The organism is uncultured Devosia sp. (assembly GCF_913055165.1).
Lineage (GTDB): Bacteria > Pseudomonadota > Alphaproteobacteria > Rhizobiales > Devosiaceae > Devosia.
In genome coordinates this window covers 1-20,179 of the sequence record NZ_CAJXJS010000018.1, presented here as the reverse complement: position 1 = coordinate 20,179, position 20,179 = coordinate 1, and the positions used below count along the sequence as shown (strand labels likewise).

The following is a 20,179-nucleotide window of genomic DNA, read 5'->3' as shown; positions in this document are numbered from 1 at the left end:
CTTCTATTCCCAGGCCTCAAGCATTGCATCGGCGACAAATTGCAGATGCTTGGCCATGGCGCTCCGCGCGGCGTCTGCATTGCCGCTGACCACGGCTGCGACGATGGCTTCATGGTCGCCCAGGATATGCTCGCGCACCTCGCCCACTTCCAGCAGGTGCTGGTGAAAGCGCGTATCGACCTCGTCGCCGCGCGCTTTCCATAGGCCATCGAGCATTTCGCGCAGCACCGAATTGCCGCAGGCGTCGGCCAGGGTCATGTGCAGGTTGCGATCGGCGTCGAAAGACCAGAGGCCACTGGCCGATTCGGACCGCATCTGGCGCAGCGTCTCGGCCAGCCGTGTCATGCCTTCGGGGGAGATGTTCTGGCTGGCAAGGGCCGCCGCTTCCGGCTCCAGCAACCGCCGCACGGCGGTCACTTCCAGGGGCGAAGCGCTCAACTCGGGCAGAGCCATGCGCGCATCGCCGCGCTTGCGCACAAAGGCGCCCACGCCCACGCGCACCTCGACAAGCCCGGCGACTTCGAGCGCTATTAGCGCCTCGCGCACCGTAGGGCGGGAGACGCCAAGGCTCAGGGCCAGGTCGCGCTCGGATGGCAATTGCCGCCCGGCCTCGACCGCCCCGCCCATGATCTGGTCACGGATCTGGTCGGCGATCTGGATATAGAGTTTGCGGTTGGAAACGGCCTGCAGTTTCATCTGATCCCCTCGGGCACACTCATAGCTGCACTCAACGCGGATGTCCACTGGTCTGACCACTTGACAGCCTGACTGACTTGCCATTAGCTCATGTCAGGTAGATAGACCGGACCAACACCGGCGACACCGCGGAGGAACAGACGATGGGGGAGGGTTCGCAGGCCGAGTTGGCTTCGCATTCGACCACGCCACTGGTCGAAATGACCGGCATCGACAAGAACTTTCCCGGTGTGCGGGCGCTATCGCAGGCCCGGTTCGAGCTTGTCCCGGGCGAAGTCCATGCCCTGATGGGCGAGAATGGTGCTGGCAAGTCCACGCTCATGAAAGTGCTTTCCGGCGTTTATGCCCGCGATGCTGGCGTCGTAAAGCTCAATGGAGAGCCGGTCGAAATCTCCTCGCCGCGCCAGGCGCAGGATGCTGGCATCTCCATCATTCACCAGGAACTGGCCCTCATGCGCGACCTGACCGCCGCGCAGAACATCTTCATCGGACGCGAGCCGCGCCGGTTCGGCATTCTCGACGAAGGCCAGCTCAATCGCGACGCAGCGGCCATTTTCAAATCCATGAACCTCAAGCTTGAGCCAACAGTGCTGGTGGAGAACCTGACCATCGCAAAGCAGCAGATGGTGGAGATCGCCAAGGCCCTGTCCTACCGCTCGCGCGTTCTGATCATGGACGAGCCGACTGCGGCGCTCAACGATGCGGAAATCGCCGAGCTCTTCGCCATTATCAACCGCTTGAAGGCGGAAGGCGTCGGCATTGTCTACATCTCTCACAAGATGGATGAGATCAAACGCATTTCCGACCGTGTGACCGTCATGCGAGACGGGGAATATGTCGGTACCGTCCCGGCCGCCGAAACGCCTATCGAAACCATCATTTCCATGATGGTCGGTCGTACCCTGACCAACGAAGCGCTGGTCATTCCCAATGTCGCCGATCAGCCGGTGGCGCTGGAAGTGCGCGGCCTCAACCGCGGGCGCGAAATTCGCGATGTCAGCTTCTCGGTGCGCCAGGGCGAAATCCTCGGCTTCGCCGGGTTGATGGGCGCCGGGCGCACAGAGGTGGCGCGCGCCATTTTCGGGGCGGACCGCAAGGAGAGTGGCGAGATCTGGGTGCATGGCCAGCGGGTTGGCATCACCACGCCGCGCGATGCTGTGGCCAAGGGGATCGGTTATCTCTCTGAAGACCGCAAGCTCTTTGGGCTCGCCACCGGTCTCGACGTCCGCAACAATATCGCTTTGGCCAGTCTGGAACGCTTCACCGGTCCCACCGGCGTACTCAACGAGGCCGGCATGGAAGCAGCGGCCAAGGACTATATTCGCCAGCTCGCCATCAAGACCCCCAGCGATTCCCAGGAAGCGCGCCTCTTGTCCGGCGGCAACCAGCAGAAGGTCGTCATCGCCAAATGGCTCCTGCGCGATTGCGACATCCTGATCTTTGACGAGCCGACGCGCGGCATCGATGTCGGCGCCAAGTCCGAAATCTACAAGCTGCTCAACAATCTCGCCGCCCAGGGTAAGGCCATCATCGTCATCTCCTCCGAACTGCCCGAAATCCTGCGCCTGTCCCACCGCATCGCGGTGATGTGCGAGGGGCGGCTCACCGGCATCTTGCCGGGCGGCTCGAGCCAGGAGGAGATCATGCACCTGGCCACCATGCGTGAGGCGGCCATGATGCCGGACGAGGAGGTGCGCCGTGCGGGGTGACACCACTCTTTGCCTCTCCCCCATAGGGAGAGGGGATGCAGGCGCCGAAATAACGACTTCAATGGGGATACCGAAATGACCGATACCACAGCCCCCGCTCAGAAATCCGGCATACGCTTTACAGGCGCGTTCCATCGGCTCCTGGCCTTCTCCGGCCTGATCGCTCTGGTGCTGGTGTTCTCCCTGGCCTCGCCCAATTTCATGCAGACCCAGAACATCCTGGCGATCCTGCAGGCGACGGCGGTCAATGGCGTCCTGGCCATCGCCGTGACACTGGTGATCATCACCGGCGGCATCGATCTCAGCGTCGGAACGCTCATGACCTTCTGTGCGGTTATCGCCGGGGTGATCCTGACCTATTGGGGCCTGCCCATGCCACTGGGCATCATCGGCGCCATTCTCGCCGGTACGGCCAGCGGGCTCATCTCCGGCACGGTCGTGGCCAAGCTCAAAGTGCCACCCTTCATTGCCACCCTGGGCATGATGCTGATCCTCAAGGGCCTGTCGCTGGTCATCTCCGGCACGCGCCCGATCTATTTCAACGACACGCCTGGCTTCAACCAGATCGCCTTGGGCTCGGTCGTCGGCCAGATCATCCCGGCGGTGCCGGTGCCCAATGGCGTGATGATCCTGTTCGCAGTCGCCCTGCTGGCTTCCTTCGTTCTGGGGAAGACCGCACTGGGGCGCTACACCTTCGCACTGGGCTCCAACGAAGAGGCCGTGCGGCTCTCCGGCGTCAATGTCGATCGCTGGAAGATCGGCGTCTACGCACTCTCCGGTGCCATTGTCGGTGTCGGCGGTGTGTTGATCGCCAGCCGCCTCAATTCCGCCCAGCCCGCTCTCGGGCAGGGCTATGAACTCGAAGCCATTGCGGCCGTGGTCATCGGCGGCACCTCGCTCTCGGGCGGCCGCGGCACCGTGCTCGGCACGTTGATCGGCGCGCTTATCATCTCTGTGCTGGCCAATGGCCTGCGCATTCTATCGGTGGCTCAGGAATGGCAGACGGTGGTGACCGGCACCATCATCATCCTGGCCGTCTATGCCGACATACTGCGGCGCCGCAATCTTTAGGCGCCGGTTGACGACTGCGCATCCGCGCCAACAAGAGGCAAAACAAATGCCCCCAACTTCGACAGCAGCATTTGGGAGGATTACCATGCTCAACCGCCGTACCCTGCTCGGCGCCATCAGCGCCGTGGCCATGCTGGCCGCCAGCACCCCTGTGATGGCTCAGGACAATTATGACATCGCCCTGATCTCGAAAGGCTTCCAGCACCAGTTCTGGCAGGCCGTGAAGGCCGGGGCCGACCAGGCCGCCGCCGACCTCGGCGTCACCGTGACCTTCGAAGGTCCGGAGACCGAAAGCCAGGTCGATCGTCAGATGGACATGCTGGCCGCCGCCCTGTCGCGCCAACCGGACGCCATCGGCTTCGCCGCGCTCGACAGCCAGGCCGCGACCCCGTTGCTGCAGCAGGCCCAGGACGCCGGTATCCCCGTCATCGCCTTCGACTCGGGCGTGGATAGCGACATTCCGCTCACCACCGCCACCACCGACAACGTCGCCGCCGCAGCGCTGGCCGCCGACGTGATGGCCGAGCTGATCGGCGGCGAAGGCAAGGTTGCCATCGTGGCCCACGACCAGACCAGCCGCACCGGCATCGACCGCGTTGAAGGCTTCTCCAACCGCATCAAGGAAGCCTATCCCAATATCGAGATCGTCTCGGTGCAATATGGCGGCGGCGATCAGCTGCAGTCGACCGAAATCACCAAGTCGATCCTGCTCGCCAATCCCGACCTCAAGGGCATTTTCGGTGCCAATGAAGGCTCGGTCCTGGGCGTTGCCAACGGCAAGCAGGAACTGGGCAGCGACATCGTGGTGATCGGCTACGACTCCGGTGCGGCCCAGAAGGCCTTCATCGAGAGCGGCGTCATCGCCGGCGCCATCACCCAGAACCCGGTCGGCATCGGCTACCAGACCGTTCAGGCCGCCGTCTCGGCGCTCAAGGGTGAAGAACTGCCTGAGATCATCGATACCGGCTTTTACTACTACAATGCCGATAACATGAGCGATCCTCAGATCGCGGCCGTTCTCTACGATTGATTTCCCCCTGGGTCGGGCGGCTCTCCCAACGGCCGCCCGGCCGAATTCATCAGGACAGCTATGGCCGACCTTTCCGGAAAAATCGTCCTCATCACCGCCGCCGCCCAGGGTATTGGCAGGGCTTCGGCCGAAGCTTTTGCCAGCGCCGGGGCGAAAGTGGTTGCGACCGACATCAACGCCCAGCTCCTGGCTGAGCTCGATGTGATACCCAATGTGACCACCCGCGTGCTCGACGTGCTGTCCGATGCGGCGGTCAACGAGGCCGTGGCCGAGATCGGTCATATTGATGTGCTCTTCAACTGCGCCGGTGTGGTACATTCGGGCACGGTGCTGGAAATGACCGACGCCGAGCTCGATTTCGCGCTCGACCTCAACGTCAGGGCGCAGATCCGCACCATCCGGGCGGTCTTGCCACAAATGCTGGAGCGCAAGGACGGCGCCATCATCAATATGGCCACCGTGGCGTCCTCCATCAAAGGCGTTCCCAACCGCGCCGCCTATACCATTTCCAAGGCAGCCGTAGTGGGTCTCACCAAATCCATCGCCGCCGACTACACCACATCCAATATCCGCGTGAACGCCATCTGCCCGGGAACCGTGGATAGCCCCAGCCTGCATGAGCGCTGGCATGCCACCGGCGATTTCGAGGCCGCGAGAAAAGCGTTCATCGCCCGCCAGCCCATCGGTCGCATCGCCCGCCCCGAAGAAGTGGCGGACCTGGCCGTCTATCTGGCCGGCGCCACCTATACCACCGGCCAGGTCCACATCATCGATGGCGGCTGGACGGCTTGAGAACTTGAAGCGGTGAGAAAGGCCCCCTCACCCTGACCCTCTCCCCCGGGGGAGAGGGGACCTAGGAGCCGATATTTCGAGACAGGGCGCCATGCCCCACCTCTCCCTTGGGGGAGAGGTCGGCCCGAGGGGCCGGGTGAGGGGGCCTTCCGGATTAGAGCAAATGACAAAAATCATATCCCTCACCACTCACGACCTGCGCTTCCCCACCTCGGCTTCGCTCGATGGCTCCGATGCCATGAATCCGGATCCGGACTATTCGGCCGCCTATGTCGTGCTGGGCACCGATGGCGATCTCGAAGGCCATGGCCTCACCTTCACCATCGGGCGCGGCAATGAAGTGGTTGTGGCCGCCATCAAGGCCCTGACCGACCGCGTCGTGGGCCTCGACCTCGACTGGATCGAGGCCGATCCCGGCCGCTTCTGGCGCCATGTCACCGGCGATAGCCAGCTGCGCTGGATCGGGCCCGACAAGGGCGCCATGCATCTGGCGACCGGTGCCGTCGTCAATGCCGTCTGGGATCTTCTGGCCAAGCGCGCGAATAAGCCGGTCTGGCTCTATGTCAGCGAAATGAGCCCCGAACAGCTCGTTTCCATCATCGATTTCCGCTATCTGACTGATGCCATCACCCCCGCCGAGGCGCTGGAGATTTTCCGTGCCGCCGAGCCGGGCAAGGCCGAGCGCATCGCGCGCCTCCGGGACGAGGGCTACCCCTGCTACACCACCTCGGCGGGCTGGCTGGGCTATTCCAACGAGAAGTTGACGCGCCTCGCCACCGAGGCAGTGAACGAGGGCTTCACCCATATCAAGATGAAGGTCGGCCGTGACTTCGAAGACGATGTTCGCCGTCTCGAAATTGTTCGCTCCATCATGGGCCCGGACCGTTTCCTGATGATCGATGCCAACCAGGTCTGGGAGGTCGATCAGGCGATCAGCTGGGTCAACCAGCTCAAGCGCTTCAACCCCTATTTCATCGAAGAACCGACCAGCCCCGACGATGTCGAAGGTCACCGTAAGATTCGCGAGGCCATTGCTCCGGTCAGGGTCGCCACCGGCGAAATGTGCCAGAACCGTATCCTGTTCAAGCAGTTCATCACCCGCAATGCCATCGATGTGGTGCAGATCGATGCCTGCCGCATCGGTGGCCTCAATGAAGTGCTTTCCGTGCTGCTGATGGCCGCCAAATACGGTAAGCCGGTCTGGCCACATGCCGGCGGCGTGGGCTTGTGCGAATATGTCCAGCATCTGTCGATGATCGATTATCTCGCCGTCTCCGGCACCAAGGAGGGCCGCGTGATCGAGTTCGTTGACCACCTGCACGAGCATTTTCTCGATCCCTGCGTCATCAAGGGGGCCGCCTATGTGCCGCCCGAACGCCCGGGCTTTTCCATCGAGATGAAGCCGGCTTCCATCACGGAGAATACGTTCCGCGGCTGATCAGGCCTTCACCTCTCCCCCTGGGGGAGTGGTCGGCGCGGAGCGCCGGGTGAGGGGGCCTTCACTACACGTCAAACCTAAGCCGCGCCCGTCTCGAGCAGCCTGATGCCGCCTTCCGCGCAGACCTTGCGGATGGACTCGAGCGGACAGACATCGGTAATGAAGCTGTGCGCCTGGCTCAGATGCCCGATCCGTACCGGCGCGGTACGGGTGAACTTGGTCTGGTCGGCCACCAGGATGACATGGCGCGCATTGGCGATGATCGCCTGCGCCACTTTCACTTCACGATAATCGAAATCCAGCAGCGCGCCGTCCGGATCGATGGCGGACACGCCGATGACGGCGAAATCCACCTTGAACTGGCGGATGAAATCCACCGCCGCCTCGCCGACAATGCCGCCATCGCTGGGCCGCACCACGCCCCCCGCAATGACGACCTCGGCCGTTGGCACGACGCGCAGATGATTGGCCACATTGATATTGTTGGTAATCACCATCAGTCCGCGATGGTCGACAAGCGCCTGGCTCACCGCCTCGGTGGTGGTGCCGATATTGATGAAGAGCGAGGCGTGATCGGGGATCAGCGCCGCCGCGGCCTTGCCAATGGCCCGCTTTTCCGCCGGCGCAATCTGCCGTCTGGCCTCATATTCCACATTCTCCACGCCCGACGGGTGCATCGCCCCGCCATGGGTGCGCTTCAGCGCCCCCCGGTCGCAGAGCACATTGAGATCCTTGCGGATGGTCTGGGGTGTAACGTCGAAGGCAGCAACCAGTTCTTCGACGCTGACCTCGCCCTGCTGGCGCGCCAGCTCGACGATCTTCGCCTGCCGCATTGATGGGGTCATTTCGGCGCGCTCCCTTTCGTTTTTTGATTAAACGAAAGGGGGTGAAGAGGGAAGGCGCTCGGGTGGCAGAGAAGTCACCTCACCCTCATTCCCTCCCCATCAAGGGGAGGGAGGCGCAGGACTGATCTGCCGGTGTTCATCGTCTCCCTCCCCCTTGTGGGCTTCGACCCGACCCGAAGGGCAAACCTCTCCAGCGGAGAGGTTTGAGGAGAGAAGGATCAAGGGTGGGGGTTACAGAGCCCGCTTCGACCACTTCACCGCCGGTACAAACTTAAAATCCTTGTCAAACGGATAGCTCGGCCGCGGCGTATACTTGCGTTCCGTCCGCTCCACGAACTGGTCCACCACGCCCGGCGACAGCGCCATGATCCCCGGATTGGCGATGGGCCCCAGCTCGGGGGAGAGATAGCCCGATTTCACCGCAATGATTTTCGCCCCATGCGGGTCGAGGCTGAGGCGGGTAAAATCCACGATATTGTGGAAGGGCCTGCGCCGGGCAGTGAGCACGAGATCAATGCCGCCGATGCGCACTACGGCTTCTCGCAGGCGCGGCTCTCCGGTCTCGAGCAGAAACACCACTTCGGCTTCCGCATCCACCGGCGTGCTCGATGGATCAAGGCTCGCCCCGATATGTAGTGGCACTCTGGCGCCGACGCCCGCCGCATAGGCCTTGTCCGTCGCGGCCTTGTCGGCAATGCCGGCAAAGATCACGCCGGTCGCGCCCTTGGCGATGAGTTCAGCCAGCACTTCGGCTCGGTCGCCCACACCGCCGCCCGTCGGGTTGTCGCCGGACTCGGCCAGCACCACCGGATGGGATGTGCTCGCAATGGCGCGGTCGACGCATTCGGTAATCGAACCCGTCTCCATGCCGAAGACAAAGCCTTCGCGGATGTCCCAATAATCCTGCGCCAGATGGGTCGCCGCCTTTTCCATGGCCGCCCGGTCAGTCCCGGTCACTACCGCGCAGGCCGTGGCGCGCGGCTCATCGGCCCAGACATAGCCCACCTGGAACGAGGCGTCCCAGATGCCGGTCGGCTCTTCGACCTCGTGAATCTGCGCGTAGAACGTCCGCGCGGGTTCATCCTGCGTCGAGGTGCGCTCGCCCGGCAGCAGCACCGGCACCGGCGCCCAGGCCAGTAGCGGCCGCACGCCGGTCTTTAGCGCCCGCACCAGCATCGTCACCGCGCGGCGCATCGTGTCCTGCACATCGATATGCGGCGCCGTGCGATAGGTCGAGAACATGTCCAGTCCATCAATGATGCGCTGGGAAATATTGCCATGAAGGTCATAGCTGGCTGAGATCAGCACGTCCGGCCCGACCACCTCGCGCACCGCAGCGATAAAATCGCCCTCGGCATCGAACATGCCCTCGACAAACATGGCCCCGTGCATGGCGAGATAAACCCCGTCGAGTGGCATGGCGGCCTTCAACCCGTCTAGAATTTCTTGCTTCCAGCGGTCATAGAGCGCCCGCTCCACCGGTCCGCCGGCAATGGCCCGGGCATGCAGGATCGTCACGAACTCGGCCGGGAAGTGCGTCAGGAAGTCGAAATACTGGTCCCTGATCATGGCCGGTCCTCGCAACACACGGAAATCAGCTTCGCGGGCGAGGACGGGGTTATAGGTGCTGCACTCGGTATGCAGTCCGGCAACGGCGATCTTCACTAGAGGACTCCAGGAACTTCAGATTCAAGGTTTTGGGCAGGCTGGGTGCGGCGCGGTGTGAGCCTTCCGGTGAGGAACAGGCTGACCACGAGCATGGGAATGACGCAGGCCACCCCAAGCCGAATATCGCTATGCTCGGCTACAAAGCCGATCAGCGGTGGCCCAATCAGGAAGCCGGTCAGCGCTACAAAGGAGAGCACGGCCACATTGGCCGAAGCGGCGCGGTCGCCAATGCCGGCTGCCGCGGTGACGGCCAGGGGAAATCCGACCGACACACCAACGCCGATAATGCCGAACCCGATCAGCGCCAGTTCGACGCTCGGGGCCACGAACAGCAGCACCGCCCCGGCCACCGCCAGCGTGCCGCAGAGCCGCGCCGTATTGACGCTGCCGAAGCGGCGCTTCAGCGTGTCGCCGCCGAAGCGCCCGGCCGCCACCATCAGGGCAAAGACCGAATAGCCCAGGCCCACCAGCCCACCTTCGGCATCAAGCGCGTCGCGCAGGAAAATGGCCGACCAGTCGGCCATGGCGCCCTCGGTCATGGTGATGCCGAAGACGAAGAGACAGACCCCGATCAGCGCCGGGCTGGGCAACGACCAGGCCGAGCGCGGCGCCTCGCCTTGCGACGGCGCATCATGGAGCACGGGGAGCGCAATGGCGCTCACCAGGGCGACCGGTAGCGCGATGGCCGCCAGCAAGGGCACGGCCACCGCTGGCGCGACACCTGCCCCGGCGAAGCCCGAACCGATCAGGCTCCCGGCCATGATGCCGAGCGACCAGAAGCCATGCGAGGTGTTCATGATCATCGTGCCGGTGGATTTCTCCACCAGGTCCGCCTGAACATTAAGGCCCAGTTCCACAAAAGAGATGGACGAGCCCGCCAGCATCAGGGCGATAAAAAGCAGGATCGGGTCGGGCGCCAGCACCGGCAGGCCCGCGGCGATGGAATAGAAGATGAAGCCGGTGAGAATGGCCGTGCGCGCCCCGATCCGGCCCACCAGCGGCCCGGCAAAGGGCAGGGTGATCAGCGTTCCGACCGGCATGCCGAGCAGCGCCAGGGCGAGCGACGCCGGCCCAAGCCCCATGCTGGCCTGCACTTCGGGAATGCGCGGCAACCACGACCCAAAGGCGATTGGCTGGAGAAAGAAGACCAGCATGACGAGGCGCTGGGGGGTAAGGAAAGACATGAAAAGCTCAAAGTGATGGCCACCGGCCCACCCGGCAGCGCGATGCAACTAACTGCCCTTGATGGTGAGGGCAGGGGTGGGGCGCTTCACGGGCACTCTGCTTACCGACCCCCATCCTCAATCCCTCTCCACAAGGCAGGAGGGAGCCAAGCCGGTGCACTTGCTGACCTCAGCCCTGCTTTGGCATCGGATAGGGCAGGTAGCCAACAAACCCGGTCAGCTTCCACTGCCCGTCGACCTTGCGGCAGAGATAGAGCGTCTGCCAGTTGAGGCGATCCACGCCGCCATCGGCCTTTCGAATCTCCCCGTCGAATTTCTTGTGGGCAATGGCCCGGTCGCCACTGATCTCGATCTCGGTCAGGCTGGTGGCCCGGTGAATGCCGGTCTCCACGTCCTCGGCATATTGGGTCTTCTGTCCCTCATGCGCCTGGCGCAGCCACTCGTCGCGATAGTCGGCAAGCGTGGGGAAGCTGATGGTCCAGCCATCGGGATTGTCGCTGCGATTGCCATTGATGCCCATGAAATCACTGGCAACGAAGTCATCTTCCACCATCGACCAGTCGGCCTGCACATAGGCCGCGATGTCGCGCGGCACCAGCATGGTCCAGATCGCGGAACGGTCCGGATCGTTGGGGAACGGATTTGTCGAAAGGCTCATCTGCGTCTCTGCCGTGAAATGACACGCCTGTCTGCGTGCGACGATTTCTGTTTTAAATTTTCACTTGCGTCATGTGGGGGTCACCTCATGAAAGAGGCCACATGGATACCAATTGCGACATGCTGCGCCCATTTTGGCGGTTTGTCCACACCCTAGCCGCTCAGAAAGACCCCAAAAACGCTTAGAAATACGGCAAACTGCCAGCGGTTTGAGCAATCTGCAGGGGTGGCTTAAATTGGTATTGTATTGGCGTCGAATCTGTGTTGACATTGTGTAAGGAACACGACTAGTCTTGAAAATCGTTTACACGAACGACGCCGATCCACAAGAGGTCGGGGGACTGCAACAAGGGAACGTCAAGGGATGCGGGTAGGCATTATTGGCCTCGGCTATCGTCTGGGTTATCTGGCGCGGGTCTTTTCCGCCGCGCGGGACGATTTCGAGATCGTCGGCTATGTGGACCCGGCTCCGGCGGGCCTTCCCTATGCAACCGAGCATGGCGTTTCGGTCGGCCAGGCCTATGACAGCCTCGAGCAGATGATCGATAGCGCCAATCTCGATCTGCTCATGGTCGGCTCGCCAAACCACCTCCATCTCGAACATATCCGCATCGGCCTTGAGCGCGGCATGAAGATCTTTGCCGAAAAGCCGGTGGTGACCTCGGTCGAGGACACCATGGCCCTGGCCGGGCTGGTCGGCAAATACGGCTCGGACAATGTCATGGTCGGTCTCGTGCTGCGCTATGCGCCGCTTTATGTCGATCTCAGGAAAGCGCAGGCCGAAGGCAAGCTGGGCGACGTCACCTCCATCGAGGCGTCCGAGACCATTCCGCCGTATCACGGTGCCTTCTTCATGCGCGATTGGCGCCGCTACCAGCAATATTCGGGCAGCTTCATGCTCGAAAAGTGCTGCCATGACCTCGATCTTTACAATGGCGTCATGGGTTGCCGCCCGCGCTTTGTTGCCAGCTTTGGTGGGCGCAAGAGCTTCACGCCCGAAAATGCGCCGCAAGACAGTGGCGCCAACGATCTCAACGTCTATCACCGCAAGCCGTCCGGCTGGATGGGGTCGGACAAGGTCTTTGACAGCGATGGCGACATCATCGATTTCCAGTCGGCACTGGTCCAGTACGACAATGGCGCTGCGCTGACCTTCCACACTAATATGAACGTTCCCGACGACTTCCGTCGCTTTGCTGTCATCGGCACTCGCGGCATGGCCGAGGGCGACTTTATCCGCAACTACTTCAAGGTCACCGACGCCCGCACCTCGGACCGGCTTGAGGACAAGACCTATCAGGTCTCCGAACTCAGCCAGCACTACGGGGCCGACGAGCAGATGGCCGAGGATATTTTGAAGCATGTCATGGATGGGGCGCCGCTGCCCGTCTCGGTCACCGATGCCCTGGAGGCGGGTCTTCTGGCCCTTTCCATGGATGAGGCCATGCGCACCAAGTCGGTCATCGACATGACCCCCATCTGGCAGCGTTTCGATGCCGCCCTGGGCCGTGGGCACTGAGGAGAAACGCCGATGACCAGCACCAGAAGCGCCACCCTCTTCGCCCTCGCCCTGCTGGCTCCGGCACTGATCTATATCCTGACCATCGTGGCCTACCCGCTGGTCGATACCATCATTCTCTCCTTTACCAACGCCTCCCTGCGTCCCGGCTATGATTTTGTCGGCTGGGCCAATTACGAGCGCATCTTTGGCGCGGGTAACTTCACTGAAGTCATCATCCGCACCTTCATCTGGACGTTCTTTTCGGTTTCTCTGAAGATGGTCATCGGCATGTGCGGCGCCGTGCTGCTCAATGCCGCCATTCCCGGCCAGGCCCTGTTCCGCATTCTCACCATGCCGCCCTGGATCGTGCCCATGGCCATCGGCATCTTCATGTGGGGCTGGATGTATAATGGCCAGTTCGGGATGATCTCGGGCCTGTTGCAGAACTTTGGCATCATCAGTGGGCCGGTCGCCTGGCTGGCCTATGGCGAGACCGCCTTCTGGGCCACGATCGTCACCGATGTGTGGATCGGGGTGCCCATGGTCACGATCTACTTCCTGGCTGCCATGCAGTCGATCCCGCGGGACCTGCACGAGGCCGCCTGGACCGATGGTGCCGGCCGCTTCTATCGCTTCCGCCGCATCACCCTGCCGTTGATGGTGCCGGCCATCATCACCATGAGCCTGCTTTCGCTCATCGCCACCTTCAATTCCTTCGACATCATCTGGATCCTTACCCAGGGCGGTCCGTCCGGCTCGACCACCACCATGATCATCGACACCTACAAGACGGCCATGGGCTCCCGGAAATACGGCGAGGGTGCCGCGCGCGCGGTGGTCATCTCCATCTTCGTGACCATGTTCTGCATCGTCTACTTCCGCGCCGTCCGCAAGCTGCAGCAGGGAGAAGCCAAATGAGCGACGTCGCCCGTTCCACCGAAGTCGCCGCGGCCGACAGCAAGGCCAGCGTCAAGCCCCAGGCCAAAGCCCGCCGCGGCCTCTGGTCTGCCTCCCGCCCGATGATCGACCGCTACAAGTGGTACGAAGTCGCGGCCCTCTATGCCGGCCTCTTCGTCTTCCTGTTCTTCGTGCTGGCCCCCTTCATCGAAGGCTTCCTGGTCTCATTGAAGCCGCTCGCGCAGCTCTTTTCGACGCCCTACAGCTTCATTCCCGAGAACGGCTCATTCGATGCCTATATCAACATGTGGACCTCGGTCCCCATGCTGGGCATGCACATCTTCAATTCCTTCTTCATCTCCACCGTGGTGACGCTGATCGTGGTCGCCGTGGTCGTGCCGGCAGCCTATGCCTTCGCCCGGTTCAACTTCGCCGGCGCCGGCCTGATGCTGGCCGGGTTCCTCGCGGTCAACATGTTCTCGGGCGCCGTGCTCCTGATCCCGCTGTTCCGGTTGATGCGCACCATGGGCCTGCTCAATACCTATTGGGCCATGATCGTGCCGGGCGCGGCCTTCCTCATTCCCTCCTCGGTCTGGCTGCTGCGCACCTATATGATGCGCATTCCCCGCGAGCTGGATGAGGCCGCCTGGGTCGACGGGGCCTCGCGTCTCTATACCCTGCGCCGGGTCATCCTGCCGCTGGCCATGCCGGGCATCGTCGTGGTCGCCATCATGACGTTCATTGGCGCCTACGCCCAGCAGTTCATCTTCGCGCTGACCTTCAACTCCAAGACCGAGTTCATGCCGCTGCCGATCGGCCTCTTCGCCTTCTTCGGCAAGCAGGAAGTGGTCTGGAACGAGCTGATGGCGGCCTCTTTCGTCGGAATCCTGCCGGTCATGATCGTCATCGTGTTCCTGCAGCGCTACCTCGTCGCCGGTCTGACCGCCGGTGCCGTGAAGCAATAGGAGCACGGCCGCCTTCTCACGCGGGCGGCCGCGCAATCAACAAGGAGTTTGGAACTCGCCAGGCGTCTCACGCAGACACCAAGCGGTTCCACAAAGGGCCGAGGGGCCCGCAATCAAGGGAGACTACCAAGTGAAAAAGACAATCGGTTTGATGACCGTGTCGATGCTGGCCCTGGCCGGCGCCGCGCCGGCAGCCTATGCCCAGGACAAGGAAATTACCTTTATCAACTGTGGTGACTCGCTGACCGCCGGCTATGCTGACTACTTCGCCGAGTGGGAAGCCGAGAACCCGGGCTACAAGGTCGTGCCCGAAGTGGTGGGCTGGGGCCAGTGCCAGGACAAGGTGACCACGCTCGCCGCTGCCGGCACGCCGGTTGCCCTGGCCTATGTCGGCTCGCGCACGCTCAAGCAGTTCGCCATGAACGATCTGATCGTTCCCGTTCCCATGACCGATGAGGAAAAGGCGTCCTACTACAATTTCGTTCCCGAGACCGTGACGTTCGACGGCACCCAGTGGGGCGTGCCGGTCGCTTTCTCGACCAAAGCCCTGTTCTGGAACAAGGACCTGTTCGAGGAAGCCGGTCTTGATCCGGACACCCCGCCCAAGACCTGGGAAGAAAAGATCGCTTTCGCCAAGCAGGTCACCGAGAACACCGACGCTGCCGGCTATGGCGCTGTCGCCAAGACCTTCGACAACACCATGCACCAGTTCCTCCATTGGGTTTACACCAATGACGGCCTGGTGATCGACGCCGACGGCAATATCACGCTCAACTCGCCGCAGGTGCTGGCTGCCCTGACCGCTCTGGATGACATCATCCCCTATTCGGAAGAAGGCCCGACCGCTTACGAGCAGAACGAAGTGCGTGCCATCTGGCTCGACGGTGGCGTTGCCATGATCGAAGCCTCGGTCGGTGCAGCCCTGCGCGCCGAGGAAGCCGGCATGAACTGGGGCGTCGCTCCGCTGCCGCTCGGTCCGGATGCCAAGGGTCCCGGCACCCTGCTGATCACCGACTCGCTGGCTGTCTTCAAGGGCACCGGTGTTGAGGAGCAGGCCATTAGCCTCGCCAAGTTCATCACCGCACCGGAACGCCAGTGGGCCGCCGAAATGGCCCAGGGCCTGACCCCGCTGCGTCCGCTCGAACCGCAGACCTCTGAACTGGTCGAGGAAGCTCCCTACTGGAAGCCGTTCCTGGACGGCATCGAGTTCGGTGGTCCCGAGCCGCTGTTCACCGACTATATCGGTCTGCAGAACGTCATGATCGAGATGGTTCAGTCGGTTGTCACCGGCGCTGCCGAGCCCCAGGCTGCCCTCGAAAAGGCCGCTAGCGAACTCGAGCAGTACAAGTAACTTCGAGCCGTCCCTTGGGGCAGATCGATCCGGTGGATCGATCTGAGGCGAGAAGGCCATGAGAGCTGTGCTCGAATGGCAAAGCCGTCCCTTGGGGCAGATCGATCCGGTGGATCGATCTGAGGCGAGAAGGCCATGAGAGCTGTGCTCGAATGGCGCGACTGACCTGGCGCCGCCGCCTTTGGCGGCGGCGCTCAATCCAAAGATTCCCCGTGCCCGGAGACGCGAACCATGTCGCAACTGAGCCTCAAGCGCCTCGAAAAGTCCTTCAACGAAGCCCGCATCATCAAGGGCATCGATCTGGATGTCAGTGAAGGCGAATTCGTGGTCTTCGTCGGCCCCTCGGGCTGCGGCAAGTCCACCCTTTTGCGCATGATTGCGGGTCTCGAAGACGTCAGCGCCGGTGAGATCGAGATCGGCGGCAATATCGTCAACGAGCTGCCGCCGGTGCAGCGCGGCATCGCCATGGTGTTCCAGTCCTATGCGCTCTATCCGCATATGACGGTCTATGAGAACATCGCCTTTCCGCTGCGCGTCGAAAAACTGCCCCAGGCCGAGGTCGATAGCCGCGTCCAGGCGGCCGCCAGGGTGCTCCAGCTCGAAAGCCGTTTGCAGCACCGCCCGGGCCAGCTTTCCGGCGGCCAGCGCCAGCGCGTCGCCATTGGCCGCGCCATTGTGCGACAGCCCAAGATTTTCCTTTTCGACGAGCCGCTTTCCAATCTGGACGCCGCCCTGCGCTCGGAGATGCGTATTGAGCTGATGGAGCTGCACAAGCGCCTGGGCTCCACCATGATCTATGTAACGCACGACCAGATCGAGGCCATGACCATGGCCGACAAGATCGTCGTGCTCAATGCCGGCGAGATCGCCCAGATCGGCTCGCCGCTCGAACTCTACCACAAGCCCGACAATCTCTTTGTCGCCGGTTTCATCGGCTCGCCCAAGATGAACTTCATCAATGGCAAGGTCCGCGCAGCCGATGGCAGCAATGTTACGGTCGACCTGGGCAAGCTGGGAACGATCAGCTTGCCGCGTACCAGCCGCGATGTTGCAGGGCAGGATGTGACACTGGGCATCCGCCCCGAACATCTCTCCCTTGATGGTGGACAGTTCGTCATCGAGATCACCCCCAATATCGTCGAGCATCTGGGCATTCACACCATTGGCTACGCCATCCTGCCGGGTGGGGAGAACTTCATCGGGCTGTTCGAAGGCAATCCCGATCTGGAAGACGGCAAGCCCATGAAGGTGGGTTTCGACATCGACCAGGCACATCTGTTCGACTCCAGGGGGCTGGCGGTTTACTGAACCAGTCGGGCAGATCGAGGGGACGCGCGATGCTGGACATAGTGGGGCTGTTGCAGACCGAGAAAGACGCCTTCACGCGCTCCGAGCGGGCCCTGACCGAGATCGTGTTGGCCGATGTCGATAGCGTGCTCAAGATGAGCATTGTCGATCTGGCCGCAGAGGCAGAAGTCTCGCCGCCCACGGTCACCCGCTTCTGCCGGCGCCTGGGCTGTGACAGCTATGCCGATTTCAAGGTGCGGCTGGCCCAGTCCCGCTTTGTCGGCCAGCGCTATTTCGCGCCCAAGGCCGGACCGACCAGCGTGCCCGAAATCGCCCAGGGCGTGGTCAATGGCATCCAGTCCATCATCTACGAAACCTTCGAACAGCTCGATTTCAATGCCGTCGAGCGGGCCGCGGAAAGCATCGTCAAGTCGAACTATGTCCTGGCCTTCGGCTCGGGCGGCGCCTCCTCGATGATGGCCGGCGAGATCGAAACCCGCCTGTTCCGCCTCGGGCTCAGGGTTGCTTCCACCGACGACCATCAGCTCCAGCTGATGCGTGTGGCCGCCGCGCCGGCCGGTACCGTCATCATCGGCTTCTCGCTGTCGGGCAACAATGCCCAATTGGCCAAGACCCTCACTGTCGCCGGTGAATATGGTCTCACGCGCGTCGTGGCCACCCGTTCCGGTTCCATTGTGTCCGCCCAGGCCGATATCCTGCTGCCGGTCAACTGGCATGAGAACACCGATATCCTGCGTCCCACGCCGGGCCGCTATGCCTTTCTCGCCACCGTCGACGTCTTGGCCCAGACCGTTGCCACCCGCCTCGGCCCCTCCGCCGTCGCCAGCATGCGCCGCATCAAGCACCAGCTCGTCGTCAACCGCGATGGCGACGACGCCCAGCCGCTGGGGGATTGATGCCTCGTGCTTTCGCGGATGCTCCGGCGCACTGGATGACACACCTCCCCAACCCTCCCCGCTAGGGGGAGGGTGCCGTGCGATGCCCCGGCAGCGTCGCAGACTGTTTCGATTTTTGTAGGAATTTTCCAATGACCAAATCATTTTCCCTCGCCACCACATGGTCTCCTGCGACCGATAGCGAGCCGCTTGGCTATGGCCTCGAGTTGACCAACACAGGTGACACACCTGTCACCAATTTTCAGCTCGGCTTTTCTGGTCCCGCCCGCATCGATCCCCATGCCACGCTTGAAAACGGCAAGCTCCTGAAGCGTCTCTCCAATCACACCCTCATCGCCCCACTCGATGGCTTCGTGCTGCAGCCCGGCGAGACCTGGACGGCGACCGCACGGGGCCTTTCCTATGGCCTCCGGCACTGGAGCGACGGCGCCAATTCCGCCTATGTGGTGCTCGAAGGTGGCGAGATCATCGCCGTGCCGACGGCCCCGACACAGGGCAAGGGCCACAATTCACCCCTCCTCAAGGGCACGATGAAATTCCCGGTCCCGGCAAAGGCCCCCGCACCCTATTCGATCATTCCCTGGCCCAGGCATGTCGACGCCGCCGGCAGCCGCATCGCTCCGCCCGGTCTTGACCTCAAGCCCGAGGGCGATCTTGCCACTCGCGCCGCCAAGGCCTTCGCCGATCTCACCGCCGAGCTCTTCCCGGTGGAAGCCATCGTGCGTCCCGCCGCCGAAGCCGGCATGCCGGTCCATGTGGTCGAGAAAGCGGGCCTCGGCGACGAAGCCTACGAAATCGCCTTTGCCGACGACAGCGCCACGGTTTCCGCTACCACGCGTCAGGGCATGTTCTATGGCTTGGTGACCCTGGGGCACATGCTGCGCGGGGCGAAGCAATACCCTTCAACCTTCCTCTTCCCCACCTCCGGCACGATCAAGGACGAACCCGGCTTTGGTTTCCGCGGCAGCCATCTCGACGTCGCGCGCCAGTTCTATACCGCCGCCGAGGTCAGCCGCCTCATCCGCATCATGGCCTGGAACAAGATGAACAAGTTCCACTGGCACCTGACCGAGGACGAAGCCTGGCGCCTGGAAATCGAGGCCTATCCCGCATTGACCGAAATCGCGGCATGGCGCGGTCACGGCAAGGCCCTGCCGCCGCTGCTCGGCTCCGGTCCGCAGCCGACCGGCGGCTACTACAGCAAGCAGACCGTGCGCGAGATCGTCGCCCTGGCCGATGATCTCGGCATTGCCGTCATCCCCGAAATCGACATGCCGGGCCATTTCTATGCCGCGCTGCAGGCGCTGCCCGAATTGCGCGACCCCGATGAAAAGGGCGAATACCAGTCGGTCCAGGGCTTCCCCAATAACAGCCTCAACCCTGCGCACGAGCCGGTCTACAAGTTCATCGAGACGGTCATCGACGAGACCCTGGAACTCTTCCCCGCGGGCATTTTCCATCTCGGTGCCGACGAAGTGCCGCTGGCCGCCTGGTCCGGCTCGCCGCTGGCCCTCGACATGCTCGAAAAGTTGGCGGGTCCCGCCATGCGGAAGAAGCACGAGGCCCAGTTCAACCAGCTCGGCAATCACCACGGCGCCGACGAGATTGAGGGCTCGCCCACCGCGATACTCCAAGCCGAGTTCATCAAGCGTGTGCACAAGTATATTGCGTCCAAGGGCGCCATTACCGGCGGCTGGGAGGAGGCGGCCCATGGCGATGCCGTCGACAAGACCAAGTCCTATGTCATCGGCTGGCGCAATGTGGAGATCAACGCGGCCTTGGCCGAACGTGGCTTCGACATCGTCGTCTCGCCCGGCCAGCGCTATTATCTCGACATGGCCAATGGCGTGAGCTGGGCCGAACCCGGCGCTGGCTGGGCCGGCTGGTCCGGTCCCCAGGAAACTTACGAATTCGAAGCCCGCGCCGGTTTTTCCGAACAGGGGCTCAAGCATTTGAAGGGCATCCAGAGCTGCATCTGGTCGGAATCGATGACCGACCGCGCCATCTTCGACCGCCTGGTCTTCCCCCGCCTCTCCGCCATCGCCGAAGCCGGCTGGACCCTGCCCGAGCGCAAGTCCTGGGACCGTTTCAAGTCCATGGTTGGCCTGATGCCCATCATGTATGGGAACTTCGAGCAGGCCGTGTAACGGCCTACGCCGCACCGTCCTCCC

At 62.7% G+C, this 20,179-nt stretch carries 17 protein-coding genes; 12 read left to right on the top strand and 5 right to left on the bottom strand.

Features of this window, described 5'->3' with window-relative positions; genetic code table 11:
• Window positions 1-3: 3 nt before the first annotated feature.
• Complete coding sequence (locus QZ564_RS08055; RefSeq protein ID WP_297107499.1) at window positions 4-696, bottom strand: FadR/GntR family transcriptional regulator; 693 nt, start codon at window positions 694-696, stop codon at window positions 4-6.
• 143 nt (window positions 697-839) lie between these two features.
• Between QZ564_RS08055 and QZ564_RS08050 the strand changes: the two genes are divergently transcribed.
• The 5 genes from QZ564_RS08050 (at window position 840) to QZ564_RS08030 (ending at window position 6,736) form a co-directional block, all read left to right on the top strand.
• The gene (locus tag QZ564_RS08050) at window positions 840-2,405 is read left to right on the top strand and encodes a sugar ABC transporter ATP-binding protein (RefSeq protein ID WP_297107497.1); all 1,566 of its coding nucleotides are present in this window, start codon (window positions 840-842) and stop codon (window positions 2,403-2,405) included.
• A 75-nt stretch (window positions 2,406-2,480) separates the two neighbouring features.
• Entirely contained in the window at window positions 2,481-3,476 is a 996-nt protein-coding gene (locus QZ564_RS08045) for an ABC transporter permease (RefSeq protein ID WP_297107493.1), read from the top strand.
• 85 nt (window positions 3,477-3,561) lie between these two features.
• Entirely contained in the window at window positions 3,562-4,506 is a 945-nt protein-coding gene (locus QZ564_RS08040; protein ID WP_297107489.1) for an ABC transporter substrate-binding protein, read from the top strand.
• A 60-nt stretch (window positions 4,507-4,566) separates the two neighbouring features.
• A complete protein-coding gene (locus QZ564_RS08035; RefSeq protein ID WP_297107486.1) occupies window positions 4,567-5,298 on the top strand; it encodes an SDR family oxidoreductase in 732 nt (243 codons plus the stop codon).
• A 163-nt stretch (window positions 5,299-5,461) separates the two neighbouring features.
• Window positions 5,462-6,736 (top strand): L-fuconate dehydratase, encoded by a 1,275-nt coding sequence (locus QZ564_RS08030; RefSeq protein WP_297107483.1) that lies wholly within the window; start codon window positions 5,462-5,464, stop codon window positions 6,734-6,736.
• A gap of 77 nt (window positions 6,737-6,813) precedes the next feature.
• Here the strand turns inward: QZ564_RS08030 and QZ564_RS08025 are convergent, their stop codons facing one another.
• The 4 genes from QZ564_RS08025 to QZ564_RS08010 all read right to left on the bottom strand — a co-directional run bounded on the left by QZ564_RS08025 (window position 6,814) and on the right by QZ564_RS08010 (window position 11,091).
• Window positions 6,814-7,581 (bottom strand): DeoR/GlpR family DNA-binding transcription regulator, encoded by a 768-nt coding sequence (locus QZ564_RS08025; RefSeq protein ID WP_297107480.1) that lies wholly within the window; start codon window positions 7,579-7,581, stop codon window positions 6,814-6,816.
• Window positions 7,582-7,812: 231 nt separating this feature from the next.
• Window positions 7,813-9,246: a M81 family metallopeptidase gene (locus QZ564_RS08020; protein ID WP_297107477.1), complete on the bottom strand. Its 1,434-nt coding sequence runs from the start codon at window positions 9,244-9,246 to the stop codon at window positions 7,813-7,815.
• Window positions 9,246-10,433: an MFS transporter gene (locus tag QZ564_RS08015; protein WP_297107474.1), complete on the bottom strand. Its 1,188-nt coding sequence runs from the start codon at window positions 10,431-10,433 to the stop codon at window positions 9,246-9,248. The genes QZ564_RS08020 and QZ564_RS08015 overlap by 1 nt, the downstream gene beginning before the upstream one ends.
• Before the next feature lie 169 nt (window positions 10,434-10,602).
• Window positions 10,603-11,091, bottom strand: a complete 489-nt coding sequence (locus tag QZ564_RS08010; protein ID WP_297107471.1) for a hypothetical protein — start codon at window positions 11,089-11,091, stop codon at window positions 10,603-10,605.
• 363 nt (window positions 11,092-11,454) lie between these two features.
• On the opposite strand from QZ564_RS08010, the gene QZ564_RS08005 reads away from it, so the two are divergent.
• The 7 genes from QZ564_RS08005 to QZ564_RS07975 all read left to right on the top strand — a co-directional run bounded on the left by QZ564_RS08005 (window position 11,455) and on the right by QZ564_RS07975 (window position 20,155).
• Window positions 11,455-12,609: a Gfo/Idh/MocA family oxidoreductase gene (locus QZ564_RS08005; protein WP_297107467.1), complete on the top strand. Its 1,155-nt coding sequence runs from the start codon at window positions 11,455-11,457 to the stop codon at window positions 12,607-12,609.
• A 12-nt stretch (window positions 12,610-12,621) separates the two neighbouring features.
• Window positions 12,622-13,509 (top strand): sugar ABC transporter permease, encoded by an 888-nt coding sequence (locus QZ564_RS08000; RefSeq protein WP_297107464.1) that lies wholly within the window; start codon window positions 12,622-12,624, stop codon window positions 13,507-13,509.
• Between the two features lie 101 nt (window positions 13,510-13,610).
• Window positions 13,611-14,453, top strand: coding sequence for a carbohydrate ABC transporter permease (locus QZ564_RS07995; protein ID WP_297107635.1), 843 nt, complete (start codon window positions 13,611-13,613; stop codon window positions 14,451-14,453).
• A gap of 151 nt (window positions 14,454-14,604) precedes the next feature.
• Window positions 14,605-15,804 (top strand): extracellular solute-binding protein, encoded by a 1,200-nt coding sequence (locus QZ564_RS07990; RefSeq protein ID WP_297107630.1) that lies wholly within the window; start codon window positions 14,605-14,607, stop codon window positions 15,802-15,804.
• 231 nt (window positions 15,805-16,035) lie between these two features.
• Complete coding sequence (gene ugpC, locus QZ564_RS07985) at window positions 16,036-17,112, top strand: sn-glycerol-3-phosphate ABC transporter ATP-binding protein UgpC (RefSeq protein WP_297107461.1); 1,077 nt, start codon at window positions 16,036-16,038, stop codon at window positions 17,110-17,112.
• 29 nt (window positions 17,113-17,141) lie between these two features.
• Window positions 17,142-18,008 (top strand): MurR/RpiR family transcriptional regulator, encoded by an 867-nt coding sequence (locus tag QZ564_RS07980; protein ID WP_297107458.1) that lies wholly within the window; start codon window positions 17,142-17,144, stop codon window positions 18,006-18,008.
• A 131-nt stretch (window positions 18,009-18,139) separates the two neighbouring features.
• On the top strand, window positions 18,140-20,155 hold the full coding sequence (locus QZ564_RS07975; RefSeq protein WP_297107454.1) for a beta-N-acetylhexosaminidase: 2,016 nt from the start codon (window positions 18,140-18,142) through the stop codon (window positions 20,153-20,155).
• The last annotated feature ends 24 nt before the right edge of the window (window positions 20,156-20,179 follow it).

Coding starts and splice junctions, on each gene's coding strand:
- QZ564_RS08055 (WP_297107499.1), bottom strand. CDS start 696: ATGAAACTGCAGGCCGTTTCCAACCGCAAACTCTATATCCAGATCGCC.
- QZ564_RS08050 (WP_297107497.1), top strand. CDS start 840: ATGGGGGAGGGTTCGCAGGCCGAGTTGGCTTCGCATTCGACCACGCCA.
- QZ564_RS08045 (WP_297107493.1), top strand. CDS start 2,481: ATGACCGATACCACAGCCCCCGCTCAGAAATCCGGCATACGCTTTACA.
- QZ564_RS08040 (WP_297107489.1), top strand. CDS start 3,562: ATGCTCAACCGCCGTACCCTGCTCGGCGCCATCAGCGCCGTGGCCATG.
- QZ564_RS08035 (WP_297107486.1), top strand. CDS start 4,567: ATGGCCGACCTTTCCGGAAAAATCGTCCTCATCACCGCCGCCGCCCAG.
- QZ564_RS08030 (WP_297107483.1), top strand. CDS start 5,462: ATGACAAAAATCATATCCCTCACCACTCACGACCTGCGCTTCCCCACC.
- QZ564_RS08025 (WP_297107480.1), bottom strand. CDS start 7,581: ATGACCCCATCAATGCGGCAGGCGAAGATCGTCGAGCTGGCGCGCCAG.
- QZ564_RS08015 (WP_297107474.1), bottom strand. CDS start 10,433: ATGTCTTTCCTTACCCCCCAGCGCCTCGTCATGCTGGTCTTCTTTCTC.
- QZ564_RS08010 (WP_297107471.1), bottom strand. CDS start 11,091: ATGAGCCTTTCGACAAATCCGTTCCCCAACGATCCGGACCGTTCCGCG.
- QZ564_RS08005 (WP_297107467.1), top strand. CDS start 11,455: ATGCGGGTAGGCATTATTGGCCTCGGCTATCGTCTGGGTTATCTGGCG.
- QZ564_RS08000 (WP_297107464.1), top strand. CDS start 12,622: ATGACCAGCACCAGAAGCGCCACCCTCTTCGCCCTCGCCCTGCTGGCT.
- QZ564_RS07995 (WP_297107635.1), top strand. CDS start 13,611: ATGATCGACCGCTACAAGTGGTACGAAGTCGCGGCCCTCTATGCCGGC.
- QZ564_RS07990 (WP_297107630.1), top strand. CDS start 14,605: ATGACCGTGTCGATGCTGGCCCTGGCCGGCGCCGCGCCGGCAGCCTAT.
- ugpC (WP_297107461.1), top strand. CDS start 16,036: ATGTCGCAACTGAGCCTCAAGCGCCTCGAAAAGTCCTTCAACGAAGCC.
- QZ564_RS07980 (WP_297107458.1), top strand. CDS start 17,142: ATGCTGGACATAGTGGGGCTGTTGCAGACCGAGAAAGACGCCTTCACG.
- QZ564_RS07975 (WP_297107454.1), top strand. CDS start 18,140: ATGACCAAATCATTTTCCCTCGCCACCACATGGTCTCCTGCGACCGAT.